Origin of the sequence: Paludibacterium yongneupense DSM 18731 (assembly GCF_000422925.1) — a bacterium.
GTDB classification, from domain to species: domain Bacteria; phylum Pseudomonadota; class Gammaproteobacteria; order Burkholderiales; family Chromobacteriaceae; genus Paludibacterium; species Paludibacterium yongneupense.
This window is the reverse complement of the sequence record NZ_AUGZ01000008.1, coordinates 78441-94797: the sequence shown is the minus strand read 5'-3', so window position 1 is coordinate 94797 and position 16357 is coordinate 78441. Positions and strand designations below refer to the sequence as shown.

The following is a 16357-nucleotide window of genomic DNA, read 5'->3' as shown; positions in this document are numbered from 1 at the left end:
TTCGTTTTACTCATTATCAGGCACTGCATAGAGTAGCGGCAAGGTTGATATAACTTATGGCGCTTTATTTATGCAAAAAATGATGAATTTGCTCCCCGGCCTCGCACTGACCCTCGTGCTGGCGCTGGGCGCCGCAGGACTCGCCACGCTTCCCTGGTTCGCCCATTACGGCGTGTCTGCGCTGACACTGGCCATCGTCGGCGGCATGGTACTCGGCAATATCGGCTGGCCGCGCGTGCGCTGCCGCGACGGCGTGCAATTTTCCAAACAGAGGTTGCTGCGCCTGGGGATCATTCTGTATGGCTTGCGGCTGTCGCTGCACGACATCGCCTCCGTCGGCGCGAGCGGCATCCTGATCGATGCCGTGACGCTCGGCAGCACTTTTGCCCTGTGCTGCTGGGTCGGCACCCGCTGGCTGCGGCTGGATGCGGCCAGCGCCATCCTGATCGGCGCGGGCAGCTCCATCTGCGGTGCGGCGGCGGTTCTGGCCACCGAGCCGGTCGCACGCGGCGGCGCGGAAAAAGTGGCGGTCGCCGTGGCCACCGTGGTGGTGTTCGGCACCCTGTCGATGTTCCTCTACCCGCTGCTCTACCCGCTGCAATCGCTGTTCGATGCGCGCCAGTTCGGGCAATACGCGGGCTCGACCATCCATGAAGTCGCCCAGGTCGTCGTCGCCGGCCGTGGCGTCAATGCGGCCGCCACCGATGTCGCGGTGATTGCGAAGATGATACGCGTGATGATGCTGGCACCGTTTCTGGTAGGACTGTCATGGTGGATGGGACGGCGCAGCGGCGCGGTCGGGGGCCGGAAAATCACGATTCCCTGGTTCGCGCTCGGTTTCCTGCTGCTCGCGACGGTCAACGGCGCCCTGCCGCTGCCGGCCTCATGGCGCGGCGCCCTGCTGACGCTCGACAACCTGGCTCTCGCCATGGCGATGGCGGCGCTGGGACTGGGCACCGAAATCGCAGCCATTCGCCGTGCAGGAACCCGCCCGCTGCTGCTGGCAGGGTTTGCCTTCTGCTGGCTGGTGCTGGGCGGCGCGCTGATCAACTACGGGCTCGGCCGCTGGCTCGGCTAGAAGGTCCCGCCGCACCGGGACCGCTGGATCAAGCGCTGCGACAGCCCGCCGGCCTGGCCCAGGAGACGGCGGGCTTGTATGCCTTCACCGCCGCTGCGGCATCGATCGCCACCCGCTGCGTCCCCAGGCGTTCCTCCAGTTCGGCGATGCTGACCAGATGGCGGTCGAGCGGACCGGCCTCGCCTGTATTCGGCAGATACCAGCTGATGGTCTTCACCGCACCGGTCGCCGGGTCGGCGGTGATCAGCGTTTTCCAGAAGAAATCGGGCGTCGGGAGGCCGTGGCTGGCCAGAAAATGATCGTTGCCGGGATCGCTGAAGACCACGCCTCCATAGACCGTCACCGGCGACAGATCGCGGTAGCATTCGATCAGTGCCTCGGTCCGCGCCCACAGGCCGCGATTGAAGTTCGCATTCTGCGGCACGATATTGCTCATGTAGTGGGTGCGCCGGATCAGCCCGACATCATGATCCATATGGTTTGCCGGGACCAGATGCCCCCTGTCCCATCCGCTGGCCACACGCGCATACGACGTGGTCGCATATTGCCGGCCGCACCCGGCCGGCAGGTCCGGGTCCGCCGTAAAGCGGCTCGGGCGCGGCACGGCCCCATGGTCGGCGCCGGCGCGGTATTCGAAACGCACGGCCGTCCGCCTGTCACAGTCGTATTCGAGTTTGAATCCGCCGTGATCGAGCGTCACGGTCCGGGCCGTGGCCGCCGCAGACCACGCCAGCGCCGCGACAGCGAAAATCAGCTGGAACCGCATCGTGCCGGCCTCCTCATACAAGAGGGCAACAGTATACTGCGCGTTTCCCGCCCTGACCCGCTACCGGTGCGCGCACGCCGCGGCCCGGGGCGGGGCGGCTACCACCAAGCGGCGGGCCGCGGGCGATGATATGATTCCCGGCAATCCATTCTGACGTGCGAACGATGCCGGAACATATCCTGCTGGTCGAAGACGACAAGCGCCTCGCCGATCTCGTCATCGCCTACCTGCGCAAGCAAGGCTACGAAGTCAGCCTGCACATGCGCGGCGATACCGCCGAAGAGGCCATACTCAGCCTGCGCCCCGATCTGGTGATTCTGGATGTGATGCTGCCGGGCAAGGAAGGTTTCGAGGTGTGCCGCGATGTCCGGGCACGCTATGGCGGCCGCATTCTGATCGTGACCGCCCGTGACGAGGATGTCGACGAAATCCTCGGCCTTGAACTGGGCGCCGATGATTTTCTGGCCAAACCGGTCGAGCCGCGACGCCTGCTGGCCCGCATCCGCGCCCTGCTGCGCCGCGGCCAGGGCGAAGACGAAGGCACGCCGGGCACGCTGACCTTCGGCACCTTCTCCATCAGCCAGACGACGCGCGAAGCACAACTTGCCTCGAGCGCGCTGGAATTGACGACCGCCGAATTCGATCTGCTGTGGCTGTTGGCCAGCCACGCCGGCTCCATTCTGTCGCGCGACGAGATCATGGAAAATCTGCGCGGCATCGGTTTCGACGGTTGCGACCGCTCGATAGACGCACGCATCTCGCGCCTGCGCAAGAAACTGCAGGATGACCCCGAAGCGCCGAAACGCGTCAAGACCGTGCGCGGCAAAGGGTATCTGTTCTCGCGCAGCGATTGGGAGTAAACCATGCGCCCCTGGCATCCCCTGGCCCTGTTTCAGAAACCGACACTGACCACGCTGTTCTTCCGCTATTACCTGGTGGCGCTGCTGTCGCTGGTGCTGTTGATCACCGGCGTGGGCATCGTCATCGACAAACTCTACAACAGCGTGGACGAGGCCAACGGCCGCAATTTCATGCGCGGGACCGTCCTGCTGGTGCTGGAGGATCTTGCACGCCATCCTCCCGCGCGCTGGGACGACGAGATCCACCGTCTGGGAAGTCATTTCTCCTTCCCGGTCCGCCTGCTGGCCCTCCCCACTCTGACGCAGTTGAGCCCGGAGCAGCGTCATCAGGTCATGAACGGCGACTACGCGCTCGATATCGACAATCTTCTCATTTATGCGCGCGTCGCCTCCAGCCAGCGCGTGCTGGTGCTCGGTCCGCTGAGCCTGGACCCGAATTCCGACTCGATGCTCACCGACGAGAATCACGCCCAGATTCTATGGTGGACCTTGACCGGACTCGGCTTCGGCATCCTGGTCTTTCTCGCCTTGCGACCGCTCTGGAATGATCTGGTCGCCATACGGCAGACGGCCGCACGCCTGGCCGATGGCGACTTCGATGCCCGTGCGCCGCAGGCGCGCAGCTGGCTGCTGCAGCCGCTGTCGCACGGCCTCAACAGCATGGCCGATCGCGTATGGCAGCAAATGAAGGGGCATCAGGCCATAGGACACGCCGTTGCCCACGAACTGCGGACCCCGATCGCCCGACTGCGTTTCGGCCTGACCATGCTGGACGAAGCGGAAACCGAGGAGGACAGGCAGCACTACCGCCGCGGGATGGAAGAAGACATGCTGGAGCTTGACGAGCTGGTCAACGCCAGCCTCGGCTATGCCCGCCTGAACCGCGGTGACGTGGTGCCGGAGCTGGAAGACACCGACGTCGCGCCCTGGCTGGAAGAACTCGCCGAGCGGGTGCGCCCGCTGATGCCGCCGGGCATGACGCTGCGACTGTGCTGCTCATGCCGCAACGTCGCCTTCGACCGCCGCTTGATGTATATCGCCGTGCGCAATCTGCTGCTCAACGCGGTCAAATATGCCCAGACCCGTATCGACGTGACCGCGCAATGCCAGGCCGCCGGATTCGAAATCTTCGTCGACGATGACGGCCGCGGCGTGCCGGTGGAAGAGTACGACCGCATTTTCGAACCGTTTCACCGGCTGGACAACAGCCGCGACCGCAATACCGGCGGCTATGGCCTCGGCCTCTCCTTTGTCCGCCTGATCGCCGCCCACCACGGCGGCGAGGCCTGGGTGGAAACCTCGCCTCTCGGGGGCGCCCGCTTCGGCTTCCGCTTCGCACCGCGCGCCGCCAAGCCATAGCGGCAACATTCACGCGACAATCGTCATAAACCGTCACAATTAGACGACAGTTTGACGACGGAATCGCGCGGCGCAAAGCGGGATAATGGCAGCCTGTCAACGATGCCGCAGAAAGCCCCCCATGTTCCCGTCCAGCCAGCCAGCCGCCCTCCTCGTCCATGGATTGGGAGGCACCGAGTACGACCTGGGCAATCTCGGGCGCCATCTGAGCGACGCAGGCATCGTCACCCGGATTCCCCTGCTGCCCGGGCACGGCGGCAAGCCGGAAGATCTGCTCGGCATAGGGCACGAGGCCTGGATCGCGACCGTGACCGCCGCCTATCGCGAGCTGCGTCGCAAGCACCGCGTCGTGCACCTGGCCGGCTTCTGCCTGGGGGCCCTGATCGCACTCGAAGTCGCCAAACGCGAGCAGCACCGCGACCGGCTGGTCCTGCTCTCGCCGCCGCTGTTTCTCGATGGCTGGTCCCTGCCGCGCAATAAATTCCTGCGCCATGTCGTCTATCGCATGGGCTCGCTGGCCGATCGCATGCGTCTGCCCGAAGCCGAGCCTTTCGGCATCAAGAACGAACGCGTGCGTGGTCTGATTCGCGCCCGCTTCTCGCGCGGCGATGGTTTTCACTACCCCTATGTCCCGCTCAGCTCGATCCGCACCGTCGACGAACTGCGCACCAAGATCAAGAAGAATCTCGGCCGCCTCGACTGCGACACCCTGATCGTGCACGCACGCGAAGACGAAGTCACCAGTCTGCGCTCGGCGCGTTATATCGCCGGCCACCTCGGCGGCCACGTCGACCTGCTGGAGCTGAACGACAGCTATCACATGATCATGGTCGACAACGAGCGTCAGCGGGTGCTGGAGCGCACGCAGCGCTTCCTGTGCGCGGGAGGCGCCCGTCCGGCGGCACCGTCGCCGCAGGCGCACTGGGTGGACAGCGCCCTCGCCGTCTGAGCAGGGCCGCGGGCGCGATGAAAACGGATCGCGTTCCGGGTACAATCACGGCTCCCTACCGCCGCCAGGAGTCCGCCTTGCCTTCCACCGATGCCGCCTCTGTCCGCGCCTACCTGCTGGATCTGCAAAACCGCATCTGCCATGCGCTGGAAGCCGCGGACGGCAGCGCGCGTTTCGTCGCCGACGTCTGGCGCCGCGAACGGGGCGAAGGGGGGGGGGACAGCCGGGTGCTCAAGCAGGGCTCGGTATTCGAACAAGCCGGAGTCAATTTTTCGCATATCCACGGCGAGACTCTGCCGCCCTCGGCCAGCGCGCTGCGCCCAGGGCTCGCCGGACGGCGCTATGAAGCGATGGGCGTTTCGCTGGTGATCCATCCACTCAACCCCCATGTTCCGACCAGCCACGCCAATGTGCGCTTTTTCTCGACGAGCGACGAGGGCGAGGAGGCGGTATGGTGGTTCGGCGGGGGCTTCGACCTCACTCCCTGTTATGGTTACGAGGAAGATGCACGCCACTGGCACACGGTGGCGCGCGATGTGTGCGCCCCCTTCGGCGCCGACGTCTATCCACGCTGCAAGCACGCGTGCGACGCGTACTTTTTTCTCAAGCATCGCAATGAGGCGCGCGGCATCGGCGGCCTGTTTTTCGACGACCTGAACGCGGGGGGCTTCGAAAACAGTTTCGCCTTCATGCGCGCGGTCGGAGACGGCTTCGCCGCAGCCTACCTGCCCATCGTCGAGCGGCGCAAGGCGACGCCGTGGGGCGAGCGCGAACGCGAGTTCCAGCTCTACCGGCGCGGACGCTATGTCGAATTCAATCTGGTGTGGGACCGCGGCACCCTGTTCGGACTGCAGAGCGGAGGCCGCACCGAATCCATACTGATGTCGATGCCGCCGCTCGCACGCTGGGAATACGGACATCAGGTCGAACCGGGCTCACCCGAGGCCGCCTTGTACCGCGACTTCCTGCCCGCGCGCGACTGGCTGGCCTGAAGCGGAGGCTATTTGAAACGCTCGAGCACGCGCGCACCATAAACGCCGTCGAGCGCGAGAGTCGGCAGGCCGGCTTCGGCCAGCCGCACGTTCAGCAATTGCAGTCGCTTGAGCGCAGCCGCGCTGTCGGCGTCGTCCGCATCGGCCTCCAGCAGGCGGCCGGCCAACGCCACCGCCTCGCGGCGCGCCTCCAGCGCCGGCGGCAGCAGACCCGCATTCTTGAGAATATGATAGGCCATGCGCTCGTCGGGCGGGATCATCGCATAGTCGTCGATTTCAAGCGGCGCCCCCGCTCCGGGCAGATGATCGAACGCCCCCTGCTCGACAGCCTCGTTCAGGCGGGCCTCGCCAAGTCGCTCCATGAAGTCCATCGCCCCTCCCTCGTCCCGGCGCGACCTTACAGCGCCAGCGCCTCTATCGCCGCTTGCGCGCCGGCGATCGCGTCGGCACGCGCCTCATCGCCCTTGCTCACGGATTCGGCGCGAACCACTTCGACAGCAGCGATGCCGACAAATCCCATCACTGCACGCAAATAATCTTCCTGGAAATCCATCAACTGCCCCTGCTGCGTCGAATAGACGCCGCCGCGGGATGACAGCACCACCACTTTCTTTTCGCCAGCCAGCCCGACCGGACCGGACTCGGTATAGCGGAAAGTGCGACCGGCCGCCGCAATGCGGTCGATCCAGCTTTTCAACTGCGACGGGATGGAAAAATTGTACATCGGTGCGCCGATCACGACCACGTCGCTGTCCAGGAACTCGTCGATCAGCGTATCGGTCAGCTCGCGCTCGCGACGCTGGGTTTCGTTCCAATCCTGCTCGGGCGTGAAGGCGGCGCCGAGGATCTCGGCCGAGAGGTGCGCGATGGGATCGCGTCCCAGATCGCGGTGGATGATCGTCAGGCCGGGATGGCGGGCGGCCACGGCGGCAACCACGCTGGCGGAGAGCTGGCGCGATACCGAGTTGTCGCCCAGAATGCTGGAATCGATATGAAGTAATTTCATGTGCATGTCCTTTCAGTCACAATGGAATGCACTATAAATCTGCGACTAAAATCGCACTAGACGGCTAAAATCGAACTTATTGTCCTACTGGTGAGACAATCTTATGCAAGATCTCAACGACCTCTTTTTCTTCGCCAAAGTTGTGGAACATTCGGGGTTCATGGCGGCCAGCCGTCTGCTCGGCATTCCCAAATCCCGCTTGTCGCGCCGGGTCGCCGAACTGGAAGAACGCCTGGGCGTGCGCCTGCTGCATCGCACCACACGCAAGCTGGCACTGACTGAAGTCGGCAGCGCCTACTATCAGCACTGCCAGGCGGTATTGGCCGAAGCGGAAGCGGCTGAAGAAACCATCGCGCGCGCGAGCGCCGAACCGCGCGGCCTCGTGCGCGTCAGTTGCCCGGAACTGCTGGCCAAGAATCTGCTCGGTCCGATTCTGCCGCGCTTCATGAGCGCGAATCCGCACGTGCGCATCACCCTGGAAGCCAGCAACCGCCGCATCGATCTGATCGAGGAAGGCATCGATGTCGCCCTGCGCGTACGGACGGTGATCGAGGATAGCGGACATCTGGTGGCCCGGCCGCTAGGCGTGGCCCAGGAGGTCATGGTCGCGAGCCCGGACCTGATCGCCGCCCACGGCCGACCGGCCTTGCCGGCGGATCTGAAAAACATGCCCTGGCTGTCGATGTCCCGCCCGGACGGCCGCGGACACTGGGCATTTCTCGATCCGGACGGTCACGAGACCCACCTGCAAATCGAAGCCCCGCGCTTGATGACCGACGACCTGCTGGTTTTGCGCGACGCCGCGCTCGGCGGCATCGGCGCCGCCATCCTGCCGCGACTGGTTTGCAACGACGCGCTGCAGGACGGACGCCTCGAGGTATTGCTGCCCGACTACCGCATTCCGGGCGGCATCCTGCATGTCGCCTTCCCCTCGCGCCGCGGCCTGGTCCCGTCCGTGCGCCGCTTCATCGACTTTCTCGCACTCGAGCTGGTGCCGCCGGACCACCCCGGCTACCGGCGCTTATAGGCGGCAGGCCAGCAATGCCGAGGCGGCAGCGCGGGGATCGGAATCGCTGCAGATCGCACTGACCACCGCCAGGCCGTCGGCGCCGGCGGCGAACAGAGAGCGCGCATTATCGCGGTCGATGCCGCCGATGGCGATCAGCGGCAGGGTGCTGGCCGCACGCACCGCGGCAAAGCCCTCCAGCCCCAGCGGCGGGCTGGCATCGGTCTTGGTCGCCGTGGGGAAAACCGGGCCGACGCCGAGATAGTCGACATCCAGAGCGGTGGCCGCCTGGGCCTCGGCGACCGAATTCACGGTCAATCCCAGCCAGCTTCCCGGCGGCAGCCAGCGCCGCGCATCCTCGACGGCGAGATCCTGCTGCCCGATATGCAGGCCATCGGCACCGCAGACGAGTGCGATATCGAGGCGATCGTTGATGATCAGCGGCACCTTGCAAGGCGCAAGCAAGGCCTTGAGCGCGCGCGCGCACTCGACGAAATCGCGTGTCGCCAGATTCTTTTCACGCAACTGCACGCAACCGACGCCGCCCAGCACCGCCTGACCGACGACATCGAGCAGGTCGCGCCCGCGACAGGCGTTGCGCGCGGCCACCAGGTACAAACCTGTCGCGGCCATCAATTCACTCATTCCGAAAACCCTCCATACGCAGCAACGAGACCAGCTCGTCGCGAGAAAGACCCTGCAGCGCATCCAGCCACAAGGCTTGCAGGCTGCCGACCCCGAGCCCGGCAGCACGCGCGCGTCGCGCGCCCAGCTCGCCCGCCAGCGCGGTCAGGCTCATCGCCGAGACCGTGGCGCGCCAGGGGTCGCCCTGCACCGCACAAAACGCGCCGACCAGGGCACTGGCGGAGCAGCCGGTGCCGGTCATGCGCGTCATCCACACGTCGCCGTTGGACAAGGCGGCGCAACGGCCGCTGCCGTCGAGCACATAGTCGGTGGCGCCGCTGACGCAGACCACGGCATTATGCGCCTGCGCCAACGCTCGCGCAGCTTCCAGCGCCGCACTCGACGCATCCTGGCTGTCTACGCCGCGCGCGGCGGCAGCCTGCCCGGCCAGCGCCATGATTTCGGAGGCATTGCCCCGGATGACCGTCGGCGATACGGCAGCCAGCAGCCGTGCCAGAACCTGGTTGCGGTAGGCGGTGGCGCCTGCCCCGACCGGGTCGAGCACGATGGGCTTGCCCGCATCGCGGGCCGCGCACATGGCCGCTTCCATCGAGTCCACCCACTCCGGCTCCAGGGTCCCGATATTGACGACCAGCGCACCGGCCAGGCGAGCCATGTCGCCGACCTCGGGCAAGGCATGCGCCATCACCGGCGCGGCGCCGGCAGCCAGCAGGGCATTGGCGTTGACCGCCATCACAACCAGATTGGTGATGCTGTGCACGAGCGGCGCGCCGGAACGCACGGCGCAGATATCCTGCCAGATCGCATCGATGGCGCGGGATGAAACGGATGAAACGTCAGACATGTCCAGGTTCCTGTTCAGGAAGGGGACGGACCAGGGGCGGTCGGGGCGGGCGCCGTTCGGCGCCGGAGACACCGCTTCCCTACGCTGGCACGACCCAGTTCAGGTTCAACGGGTTGACGACGAAGACGCCGACTCTCAGCCGGAACGATCCGGCACCCCGAGCGAAGCGCCACCTTGGCACGCGCTCCCGGCGCTGTCAATCCGGCGCTTGCTGCACGCCGCAGCCGCAGCCTATAATCGGCCCATGCTGAAGTGTCTGCGTGTTTTCTATCTGTTGCTCGCCGTCGCCCTTTTGCCCCTGCACGCAAGAGCGATGGAGTTCGCGCATCTTCAGACGCAGATCCATGCTTCCTGCAGCACGCACGGCACTTCCGGCCATGACCAGACCGCCCCCGGCCACATGGATGGCGATTGCTGCCAGTTGCACCCCGGTACGCTGCCGGCACAGGCATTGTCTGTCGTGCCCGCCGTGTCGACGCCGCTGATCGCGCTCGTAGCGACGCCCCCTTCGCCGACCCGGGCTCCTCCCGAACGTCCACCCAGAGTCTGATCGCATTCATCCGACGGTAGCTGCGAGCCCGCTCGCGCGCTGCGCGCGCGCCCTGCGTTCGCCCTCCGTCCCTTGATCGGTCCGCCGGCAAGCGCCGGCGGCACCGGATACGTGCAACCGACTCCGGATCGGATATCACCATGCCACGCCTGCAAACGATTGCGAGCGTCAGCCTGTTGCTGACGCTCACCCCCCTCGTCTACGCTGCTTCCGACGACATCACTGTCTATAAAAATCGCGGCTGCGTCTGCTGCGAAAAATGGTCCGCCACCCTCGGCGGGCAAAATCGTGTCCTCCACACCGTGGAGATGGACGATACCAGCCCCATCAAAAACCGCTACCGCGTCCCGGCCGCTCTGCGCTCCTGCCACAGCGCCGTGATCGGCGGCTATGTCTTCGAAGGACACGTCCCGTCCGGGCTGATCGCGAAAGTCCTGCGCGACAGGCCCGCCATCGCCGGGCTGGCCGTCCCCGGCATGCCGGCCGGGGCACCGGGCATGGAAGTCCCCGGCGTCAAAGCCGGACCGTGGCAAGTCATTGCCTTCGAGCGCAACGGCAAGACCTCGCTCTACGCACAACGCTGACGCGACGGGAGACGACATGAAGACTTCATACCGCTTGCTCGCGGCAGCATGCGGCGCGGCCGTGCTCGCACTGCAGGCATCCGCCGCGCCCCTCGATCTCGACACGGCCCGCACCCTTGCGCTGCGCCGGGCGCCGCAGCTGTCGGCACTCGATTCGGCTAGCCAGGCCCAGGAGCAGGACGCCATCGCCGCAGGGCAATGGCCCGATCCCCAGCTCAGGTTCGGCGAAGAAAAGCTGCCGATCGCTACCTTGCGCGCCAACGACCAGACCATGGATGTAATCGGCATCGAACAGAGGGTGCCCGGCGGGCGCAAAACCGAACTGGCCGCGCAAAGCGGCCGTCTCGGCGCCGAAAAAATGCGGCGCGACGGCGAATTGATGCGTCTGACCCTGAGCCGCGATGCGGCCCAGGCCTGGCTCGATGCCGTTTATCCGCGCGCTCAACTCAAGCTGCTGGCGCGCCAGTTGGGCGAGCTCGATCGGCGCGCCGGCGCGCAACGCCTGGCACTGGCCGCCGGCCGCGCCGGTCTGGTCGACAGCGAGCTCGTCGCCCGGACACGCCTGCTGCTGGAAGATCGCATCGCCGCGACCCGCGCCGATCAGGTCCGCGCCGACGCCCAGGCCGAACGCTGGTTCGGCACGGTCGACCTGCCAGACAGCTTGCCGCATCAAGCGCCGCCCCCCTCCTTGCTCGCCCTGGAGAGCCGGCTCGCGCGCCACCCGGCCATACAGACCCGCGACGTCGGCATCGCCATCGCCGCCAAAGCGGCCGAACTCGCACGCGAAGCCAAAAAACCGGACTGGGATGTCGAGTTGTCCTACGGACGAGCGCGGACTCCCGGCATGCCCAATACCCTCACCGCCTTGGTCAGCTTCAACCTTCCCATCCTCTCCGTCCGGCGCCAGGACCGCCAATACCAGGCGCGCACGCTGGATGCCGCGGCGGCGGAAGCAGAGCGCGAAGCCGCCTGGCGCGAACTGCGCGCCGGCCTGCTCGCGGCCTACGCCGATTGGAAGAGCCTGGATAGCCGACTCGCCTTGCTCGAACCGGGTCTGAACGCCCGCTCCGCACGCCTGGTCGACACCCGCCTCGCCGCTTATGCCAGCGGAGCGGGGGCCCTGGCCCAGGTGCAAGAGGCGCGCGAAAACGCCATCGACGACGCGATGAAACTGCTGGAAATGCGCTACCAGCGCGAGCGGGCGCGCTTGGCGCTGGACTATTTCGACCCGGCCGGCAACGACCGCTAAGGATACGAAGATGAACAAGAAAATTCTGGCCGCTTCGCTGGCCGCCGCTGTCGCCGCGTCCGCCGTCATCGCCTGGCGCGCGTTCCCTGCCGCCGCACCGGCACAGACCGCGCCGGCACGCAAGATACTGTACTGGTACGACCCGATGGCCCCGGACACGCATTACGACCATGCAGGGAAATCGCCGGATATGGGCATGGACCTGCTGCCGAAGTATGACGAAACCGCGGCGGCGAAAAGCCGGCCCGCGCGCCGCATCGCCTACTGGACCGATCCGATGCAAGCGGGTTCGCACTACGCCAAACCCGGCAAATCGCCGCTGATGGACATGGATCTGGTGCCCGTCTATGCCCAGGACAGCGCGACCGCGCTGCCGGGCGAGGTGGCGATTGCACCGGCGACGCTGCAGCACAGCGCAGTCCGTTACGCCGAGGTGCAATCCGCCCGCCTTGACGACACGCTCGCGGTGGTGGGGACAGTCAAGATCGACGACCGCCGCGTTGTGACCGTCATCAGCAAAATGGGAGGCTGGGTGAGCTCCATGCCGATACGCGCCGTTTCGGAAACGGTGCGCGCCGGAACGACCATCGCCAGCATTGCCTCGCCGGAAGCGAGGCAGATGGCCGCCGAACTGGCGCTCGCGCAAGGCGATGCGGCGCTGAGCCGGGCCGCACGGCAAAGGCTGGCGACCTGGGGCGTCGCCGCCGGCGGACAAGTCAGCGTCACCGCGCCGCAAAGCGGGGCCGTCACCGAAGTGTTCACCCGCCCCGGCGCCCGGCTCGAAGCCGGCCAACCCTTGCTGACGCTGGCCAATCTGGACCGGGTGTGGATTGTCGGCGAACTGCTGGAAAACGATAGCGCTCGCGTCAAGAGCGGCGACAGCGTGGCCGTGACATTCCCCGCATGGCCGGGGCAAACCCTGCACGGCAAGGTCGAAGCGGTGCTGCCGCAGTTGAACCCCGACAGCCGCACCCTGCCGCTGCGCGTCAGCGTGGCCAACCCCGGCGGGCAGCTCAAGCCCGGCATGCTGGCCAAACTGGCCTTCAACTCGGACAGCCGGCCGCATCTGCTCGTGCCGAGCGAGGCGGTGATCCGCACCGGTCGCCGCACCCTGGTCGTACTGGCGCGCGAGAACGGGCAGTTCGCGCCGGTCGCCGTTGTCGCCGGGCGCGAAGCGGGCGGACGCACCGAAATCCTGAGCGGGCTTGCCGCCGGTCAGCGCATTGTCGCCTCCGGCCAGTTCCTGCTCGATTCGGAAAGCAATCTGCAACACGGCCTCGACACACTCGACGCCGCCGGCAGCGCAGGGGTGAAACCATGATCGCACGCCTGATCCACTGGTCGATACGCAACCGCTTCATGGTGCTGATCGTCGCCATCCTGCTCGCCGGTCTCGGCGTGTGGGCGGTCAAGACCACGCCGCTGGACGCGCTACCCGATTTGTCCGATGTACAGGTCATCATCAAGACCAGCGCGCCCGGCCGCGCGCCGCGCGTGGTCGAGGACCAGATCACCTATCCGCTCACCACCACCATGATGTCGGTACCGGGCGCCAAGGCGGTGCGCGGCTTTTCATTTTTCGGTGATTCCTACGTCTATGTCCTGTTCGACGACGGCACCGATCTGTACTGGGCGCGTTCGCGGGTGCTCGAATACCTGAACCAGGCGGCGGCCAGGCTGCCTGCCGACGTCAAGCCCGGGATAGGCCCCGATGCCACCGGGGTCGGCTGGATCTACCAGTACGCGCTGGTCGACCGCAGCGGCGGACACGATCTCGCGCAACTGCGCTCGATTCAGGATTTTTTCCTCAAATACGAGCTGCGCAGCGTGCCCGGCGTCGCCGAAGTGGCCACCGTCGGCGGCATGGTGCGCGAGTACCAGATCGTGCTGCAACCCGAGCGCCTGCGCGCCTACCGCATCAGCCTGTCCGCCGTCGCCGAAGCGATTCGCAAGTCGAACAACGAAGTCGGCGGTTCGGTGCTGGAAATGGGCGAAGCCGAGTATATGGTGCGCGCCAGCGGTTATCTGAAATCGCTCGACGACATCCGCAACATCGTGCTGCAGACCACGGCAAACGCCACACCGATCCGTCTTGGCGACGTCGCCACGGTCCAGGTCGGCCCCGAGATGCGCCGCGGCATCGAAGAAATGAACGGCAACGGCGAGACGGTCGGCGGCGTGGTGATTCTGCGCGCCGGCAAAAACGCGGATGGCACGATACGCCGGGTCAAGGAGCGGCTGGAGGAGCTCAAGAAAAGCCTGCCGCCGGGCGTGGAGCTGGTGCCGGTCTACGACCGCTCGCGCCTGATCGAAAACGCTGTCGACAATCTGTCGCACAAGTTGATCGAGGAGTTCGTCACCGTCGCGCTGGTTTGCGTACTGTTTCTGTTCCACCTGCGCTCCAGCCTGGTATCCATTCTGTCGCTGCCGCTCGGGGTCCTGATCGCCTTCATCGTGATGCGATACCAGGGCATCAACGCCAACATCATGTCGCTCGGCGGCATCGCCATCGCCATCGGCGCCATGGTCGACGGCGCCGTCGTGATGACGGAGAACGCGCACAAGCATCTGGAAGCCTGGAAACATCGGCACGGACCGCACGAACCCGACACCGCCACCCGCCTGCGCCTGATGTCGCAGGCGGCAGCCGAGGTCGGGCCGGCTCTGTTCTTCAGCCTGCTGATCATCACCGTCAGCTTCGTGCCCATCTTCACCCTGGAGTCGCAAGAGGGGCGGCTGTTCTCGCCGCTCGCCTTCACCAAGACCTATGCCATGGCGGCGTCGGCCGGCTTGTCGGTGACCCTGGTGCCGGTGCTGATGGCACTGTTCATTCGCGGCAAAATCCGCAGCGAGCATGACAACCCGATCAATCGGATCCTGGTCCGCCTCTACCGGCCAGCCATAGACTGGGTATTGAAGCACCCGATCGGCACGCTCGCATTGGCGGCGGCGATGCTGCTGGCCACCGCATGGCCGCTTCACCGCCTGGGCAGCGAATTCCTGCCCCCGCTGGACGAGGGCGACCTGTTGTATATGCCCACCGCGCAGCCAGGGCTGTCGGCGGGAAAGGCGCGCGAGCTATTGCAGATCACCGACCGCCTGATCGCCAGCGTGCCCGAAGTCGAACGCGTGACCGGCAAGGCCGGACGCGCCGAGACGGCGACTGACCCGGCACCGCTGGAGATGTTCGAAACCTCGATCGCGCTCAAGCCGAAAAGCGAATGGCGTCCCGGCATGACGACCGACAGCTTGATCGCCGAGCTCGACGGCAAGGTCCGCGTCGCCGGACTCTCCAATGTCTGGGTGCAACCGATACGCAACCGTACCGATATGCTGGCGACCGGGATCAAGACCCCGGTCGGCATCAAGGTATCGGGACCGGATCTGGGCGTGATCGGCCGCCTGGCGCAAGAGATAGAACGCAGCGTCAAAGGCGTGGCGGGCACGTCTTCGGCCAGCGCCGAGCGTCTCGGCAACGGCCGTTATGTCACCGTCGATATCGACCGCGCGGCTGCGGCGCGTTACGGGCTGAACATCGCCGAAATCCAGGAAACGATCGCCAGCGGGATCGGTGGCGAACAAATCGGTTCGACGGTGGAAGGCCTGGAACGCTACCCGATCTCTCTGCGCTTTCCACGCGAATTGCGCGACAGCCTCGAGGCGCTGAGAGCGCTACCGGTCATCGCCCCCGGCGGCGGCAGCATACCGCTGTCCATGCTGGCCGATATTCGCGTCGCGGACGGACCGGCCATGATACGCAGCGATAACTCGCGACCAAGCGCCTATGTCTACGTCGATATCCACGGCCGCGATCTGGGTTCGTATGTCGCCGAGGCCAAGGCGCGCGTTGCGGGCACGGTCAAGCTGCCTCCGGGCTACTCGATCACCTGGTCCGGCCAGTTCGAGTATCTGCAGCGCGCGGTAGAAAGGATGACGCTGGTCGTTCCCGCCACGCTGGCGATCATTTTTCTATTGCTCTATCTGACCTTCCGCCGCGCCGCACAGGCCGGGCTGATCATGGCCTCGCTGCCGTTCGCGCTGGTCGGGGGGCTGTGGCTGATCTATCTGCTCGGCTACAACATGTCGGTGGCGGTCGCGGTCGGCTTTATCGCGCTGGCCGGCATCGCCGCCGAATTCGGCGTGATCATGCTGCTCTACCTCGACCAGGCGCTGGCCCGTTTCCGGGCGGAAGGTCGCCTCACCGATCGCACGGCACTGAAGCAGGCCATCGTCGAAGGCGCCGTGCTTCGCGTGCGCCCCAAGACCATGACCGTACTCATGCTGGTCGCCGGCCTGCTGCCGGTGATGGCCGGCAGCGGCGCCGGCAACGATCTGATGCAGCGCATCGCCGCCCCGCTAGTCGGCGGCATGATCACCGCCCCCCTGCTTTCAATGTTTGTCATGCCGACGATCTATCTGCTGTGGCATGGCCGCTCCCTGAAGCACTGACCCGCTTCATCCACCCCGTA

At 66.0% G+C, this 16357-nt stretch carries 16 protein-coding genes and 1 riboswitch; of the genes, 11 read left to right on the top strand and 5 right to left on the bottom strand.

The genetic code is table 11. The features are described from left to right. Positions 1-70 precede the first annotated feature (70 nt). A complete protein-coding gene (locus G520_RS0104880; RefSeq protein WP_036665388.1) occupies positions 71-1078 on the top strand; it encodes a YeiH family protein in 1008 nt (335 codons plus the stop codon). Between the two features lie 28 nt (positions 1079-1106). On the opposite strand, the gene G520_RS0104875 is transcribed toward G520_RS0104880, so the two are convergent. Beyond that, entirely contained in the window at positions 1107-1844 is a 738-nt protein-coding gene (locus G520_RS0104875; protein ID WP_028534664.1) for a DNA/RNA non-specific endonuclease, read from the bottom strand. A 164-nt stretch (positions 1845-2008) separates the two neighbouring features. Here G520_RS0104875 and G520_RS0104870 point away from each other — a divergent pair, with 164 nt between their 5' ends. The 4 genes from G520_RS0104870 to hemF all read left to right on the top strand — a co-directional run bounded on the left by G520_RS0104870 (position 2009) and on the right by hemF (position 6004). Further along, entirely contained in the window at positions 2009-2704 is a 696-nt protein-coding gene (locus G520_RS0104870; RefSeq protein WP_028534663.1) for a winged helix-turn-helix domain-containing protein, read from the top strand. Between the two features lie 3 nt (positions 2705-2707). Then, on the top strand, positions 2708-4063 hold the full coding sequence (locus G520_RS0104865) for an ATP-binding protein (protein WP_028534662.1): 1356 nt from the start codon (positions 2708-2710) through the stop codon (positions 4061-4063). Positions 4064-4184: 121 nt separating this feature from the next. After that, a complete protein-coding gene (locus G520_RS21610) occupies positions 4185-5012 on the top strand; it encodes an alpha/beta hydrolase (protein ID WP_051229059.1) in 828 nt (275 codons plus the stop codon). A gap of 77 nt (positions 5013-5089) precedes the next feature. Then, positions 5090-6004 carry an oxygen-dependent coproporphyrinogen oxidase gene (hemF, locus tag G520_RS0104850; RefSeq protein WP_028534661.1) on the top strand — a complete coding sequence of 305 codons (915 nt, stop codon included), beginning with the start codon at positions 5090-5092 and terminating at the stop codon, positions 6002-6004. Between the two features lie 8 nt (positions 6005-6012). On the opposite strand, the gene G520_RS0104845 is transcribed toward hemF, so the two are convergent. Next, a complete protein-coding gene (locus G520_RS0104845) occupies positions 6013-6375 on the bottom strand; it encodes a DnaJ family domain-containing protein (RefSeq protein WP_028534660.1) in 363 nt (120 codons plus the stop codon). A 26-nt stretch (positions 6376-6401) separates the two neighbouring features. Then, positions 6402-7010 carry an FMN-dependent NADH-azoreductase gene (locus G520_RS0104840; RefSeq protein ID WP_028534659.1) on the bottom strand — a complete coding sequence of 203 codons (609 nt, stop codon included), beginning with the start codon at positions 7008-7010 and terminating at the stop codon, positions 6402-6404. 103 nt (positions 7011-7113) lie between these two features. On the opposite strand from G520_RS0104840, the gene G520_RS0104835 reads away from it, so the two are divergent. After that, positions 7114-8037, top strand: a complete 924-nt coding sequence (locus G520_RS0104835; protein WP_028534658.1) for a LysR substrate-binding domain-containing protein — start codon at positions 7114-7116, stop codon at positions 8035-8037. Here the strand turns inward: G520_RS0104835 and thiE are convergent. Both thiE and thiM read right to left on the bottom strand, forming a co-directional pair. Then, positions 8032-8661, bottom strand: coding sequence for a thiamine phosphate synthase (gene thiE / locus G520_RS0104830; protein WP_028534657.1), 630 nt, complete (start codon positions 8659-8661; stop codon positions 8032-8034). The two genes, G520_RS0104835 and thiE, sit on opposite strands and share 6 nt — an antisense overlap. After that, on the bottom strand, positions 8654-9505 hold the full coding sequence (gene thiM, locus G520_RS0104825) for a hydroxyethylthiazole kinase (RefSeq protein WP_051229058.1): 852 nt from the start codon (positions 9503-9505) through the stop codon (positions 8654-8656). Before thiM ends, thiE begins: the two co-directional genes overlap by 8 nt. A 59-nt stretch (positions 9506-9564) precedes the next feature. Then, a riboswitch (TPP riboswitch) is annotated at positions 9565-9675 on the bottom strand. A 74-nt stretch (positions 9676-9749) separates the two neighbouring features. On the opposite strand from thiM, the gene G520_RS24835 reads away from it, so the two are divergent. The 5 genes from G520_RS24835 (at position 9750) to G520_RS0104800 (ending at position 16337) form a co-directional block, all read left to right on the top strand. Beyond that, on the top strand, positions 9750-10055 hold the full coding sequence (locus G520_RS24835; RefSeq protein WP_156876880.1) for a DUF2946 family protein: 306 nt from the start codon (positions 9750-9752) through the stop codon (positions 10053-10055). A 140-nt stretch (positions 10056-10195) separates the two neighbouring features. After that, positions 10196-10639, top strand: coding sequence for a DUF411 domain-containing protein (locus G520_RS25500; protein ID WP_028534654.1), 444 nt, complete (start codon positions 10196-10198; stop codon positions 10637-10639). Between the two features lie 16 nt (positions 10640-10655). Beyond that, the gene (locus G520_RS0104810; protein ID WP_028534653.1) at positions 10656-11888 is read left to right on the top strand and encodes a TolC family protein; all 1233 of its coding nucleotides are present in this window, start codon (positions 10656-10658) and stop codon (positions 11886-11888) included. 10 nt (positions 11889-11898) lie between these two features. Next, the gene (locus G520_RS21605; protein ID WP_051229056.1) at positions 11899-13209 is read left to right on the top strand and encodes an efflux RND transporter periplasmic adaptor subunit; all 1311 of its coding nucleotides are present in this window, start codon (positions 11899-11901) and stop codon (positions 13207-13209) included. Then, the gene (locus G520_RS0104800; RefSeq protein WP_028534652.1) at positions 13206-16337 is read left to right on the top strand and encodes an efflux RND transporter permease subunit; all 3132 of its coding nucleotides are present in this window, start codon (positions 13206-13208) and stop codon (positions 16335-16337) included. Before G520_RS21605 ends, G520_RS0104800 begins: the two co-directional genes overlap by 4 nt. Positions 16338-16357: the final 20 nt, after the last annotated feature.

Bases quoted from the DNA above. Each gene is read 5' to 3' on its own strand.
- G520_RS0104880 (WP_036665388.1), top strand. From the start codon at position 71: ATGCAAAAAATGATGAATTTGCTCCCCGGCCTCGCACTGACCCTCGTG.
- G520_RS0104875 (WP_028534664.1), bottom strand. From the start codon at position 1,844: ATGCGGTTCCAGCTGATTTTCGCTGTCGCGGCGCTGGCGTGGTCTGCG.
- G520_RS0104870 (WP_028534663.1), top strand. From the start codon at position 2,009: ATGCCGGAACATATCCTGCTGGTCGAAGACGACAAGCGCCTCGCCGAT.
- G520_RS0104865 (WP_028534662.1), top strand. From the start codon at position 2,708: ATGCGCCCCTGGCATCCCCTGGCCCTGTTTCAGAAACCGACACTGACC.
- G520_RS21610 (WP_051229059.1), top strand. From the start codon at position 4,185: ATGTTCCCGTCCAGCCAGCCAGCCGCCCTCCTCGTCCATGGATTGGGA.
- G520_RS0104845 (WP_028534660.1), bottom strand. From the start codon at position 6,375: ATGGACTTCATGGAGCGACTTGGCGAGGCCCGCCTGAACGAGGCTGTC.
- G520_RS0104840 (WP_028534659.1), bottom strand. From the start codon at position 7,010: ATGAAATTACTTCATATCGATTCCAGCATTCTGGGCGACAACTCGGTA.
- G520_RS0104835 (WP_028534658.1), top strand. From the start codon at position 7,114: ATGCAAGATCTCAACGACCTCTTTTTCTTCGCCAAAGTTGTGGAACAT.
- thiE (WP_028534657.1), bottom strand. From the start codon at position 8,661: ATGAGTGAATTGATGGCCGCGACAGGTTTGTACCTGGTGGCCGCGCGC.
- thiM (WP_051229058.1), bottom strand. From the start codon at position 9,505: ATGTCTGACGTTTCATCCGTTTCATCCCGCGCCATCGATGCGATCTGG.
- G520_RS24835 (WP_156876880.1), top strand. From the start codon at position 9,750: ATGCTGAAGTGTCTGCGTGTTTTCTATCTGTTGCTCGCCGTCGCCCTT.
- G520_RS25500 (WP_028534654.1), top strand. From the start codon at position 10,196: ATGCCACGCCTGCAAACGATTGCGAGCGTCAGCCTGTTGCTGACGCTC.
- G520_RS0104810 (WP_028534653.1), top strand. From the start codon at position 10,656: ATGAAGACTTCATACCGCTTGCTCGCGGCAGCATGCGGCGCGGCCGTG.
- G520_RS21605 (WP_051229056.1), top strand. From the start codon at position 11,899: ATGAACAAGAAAATTCTGGCCGCTTCGCTGGCCGCCGCTGTCGCCGCG.
- G520_RS0104800 (WP_028534652.1), top strand. From the start codon at position 13,206: ATGATCGCACGCCTGATCCACTGGTCGATACGCAACCGCTTCATGGTG.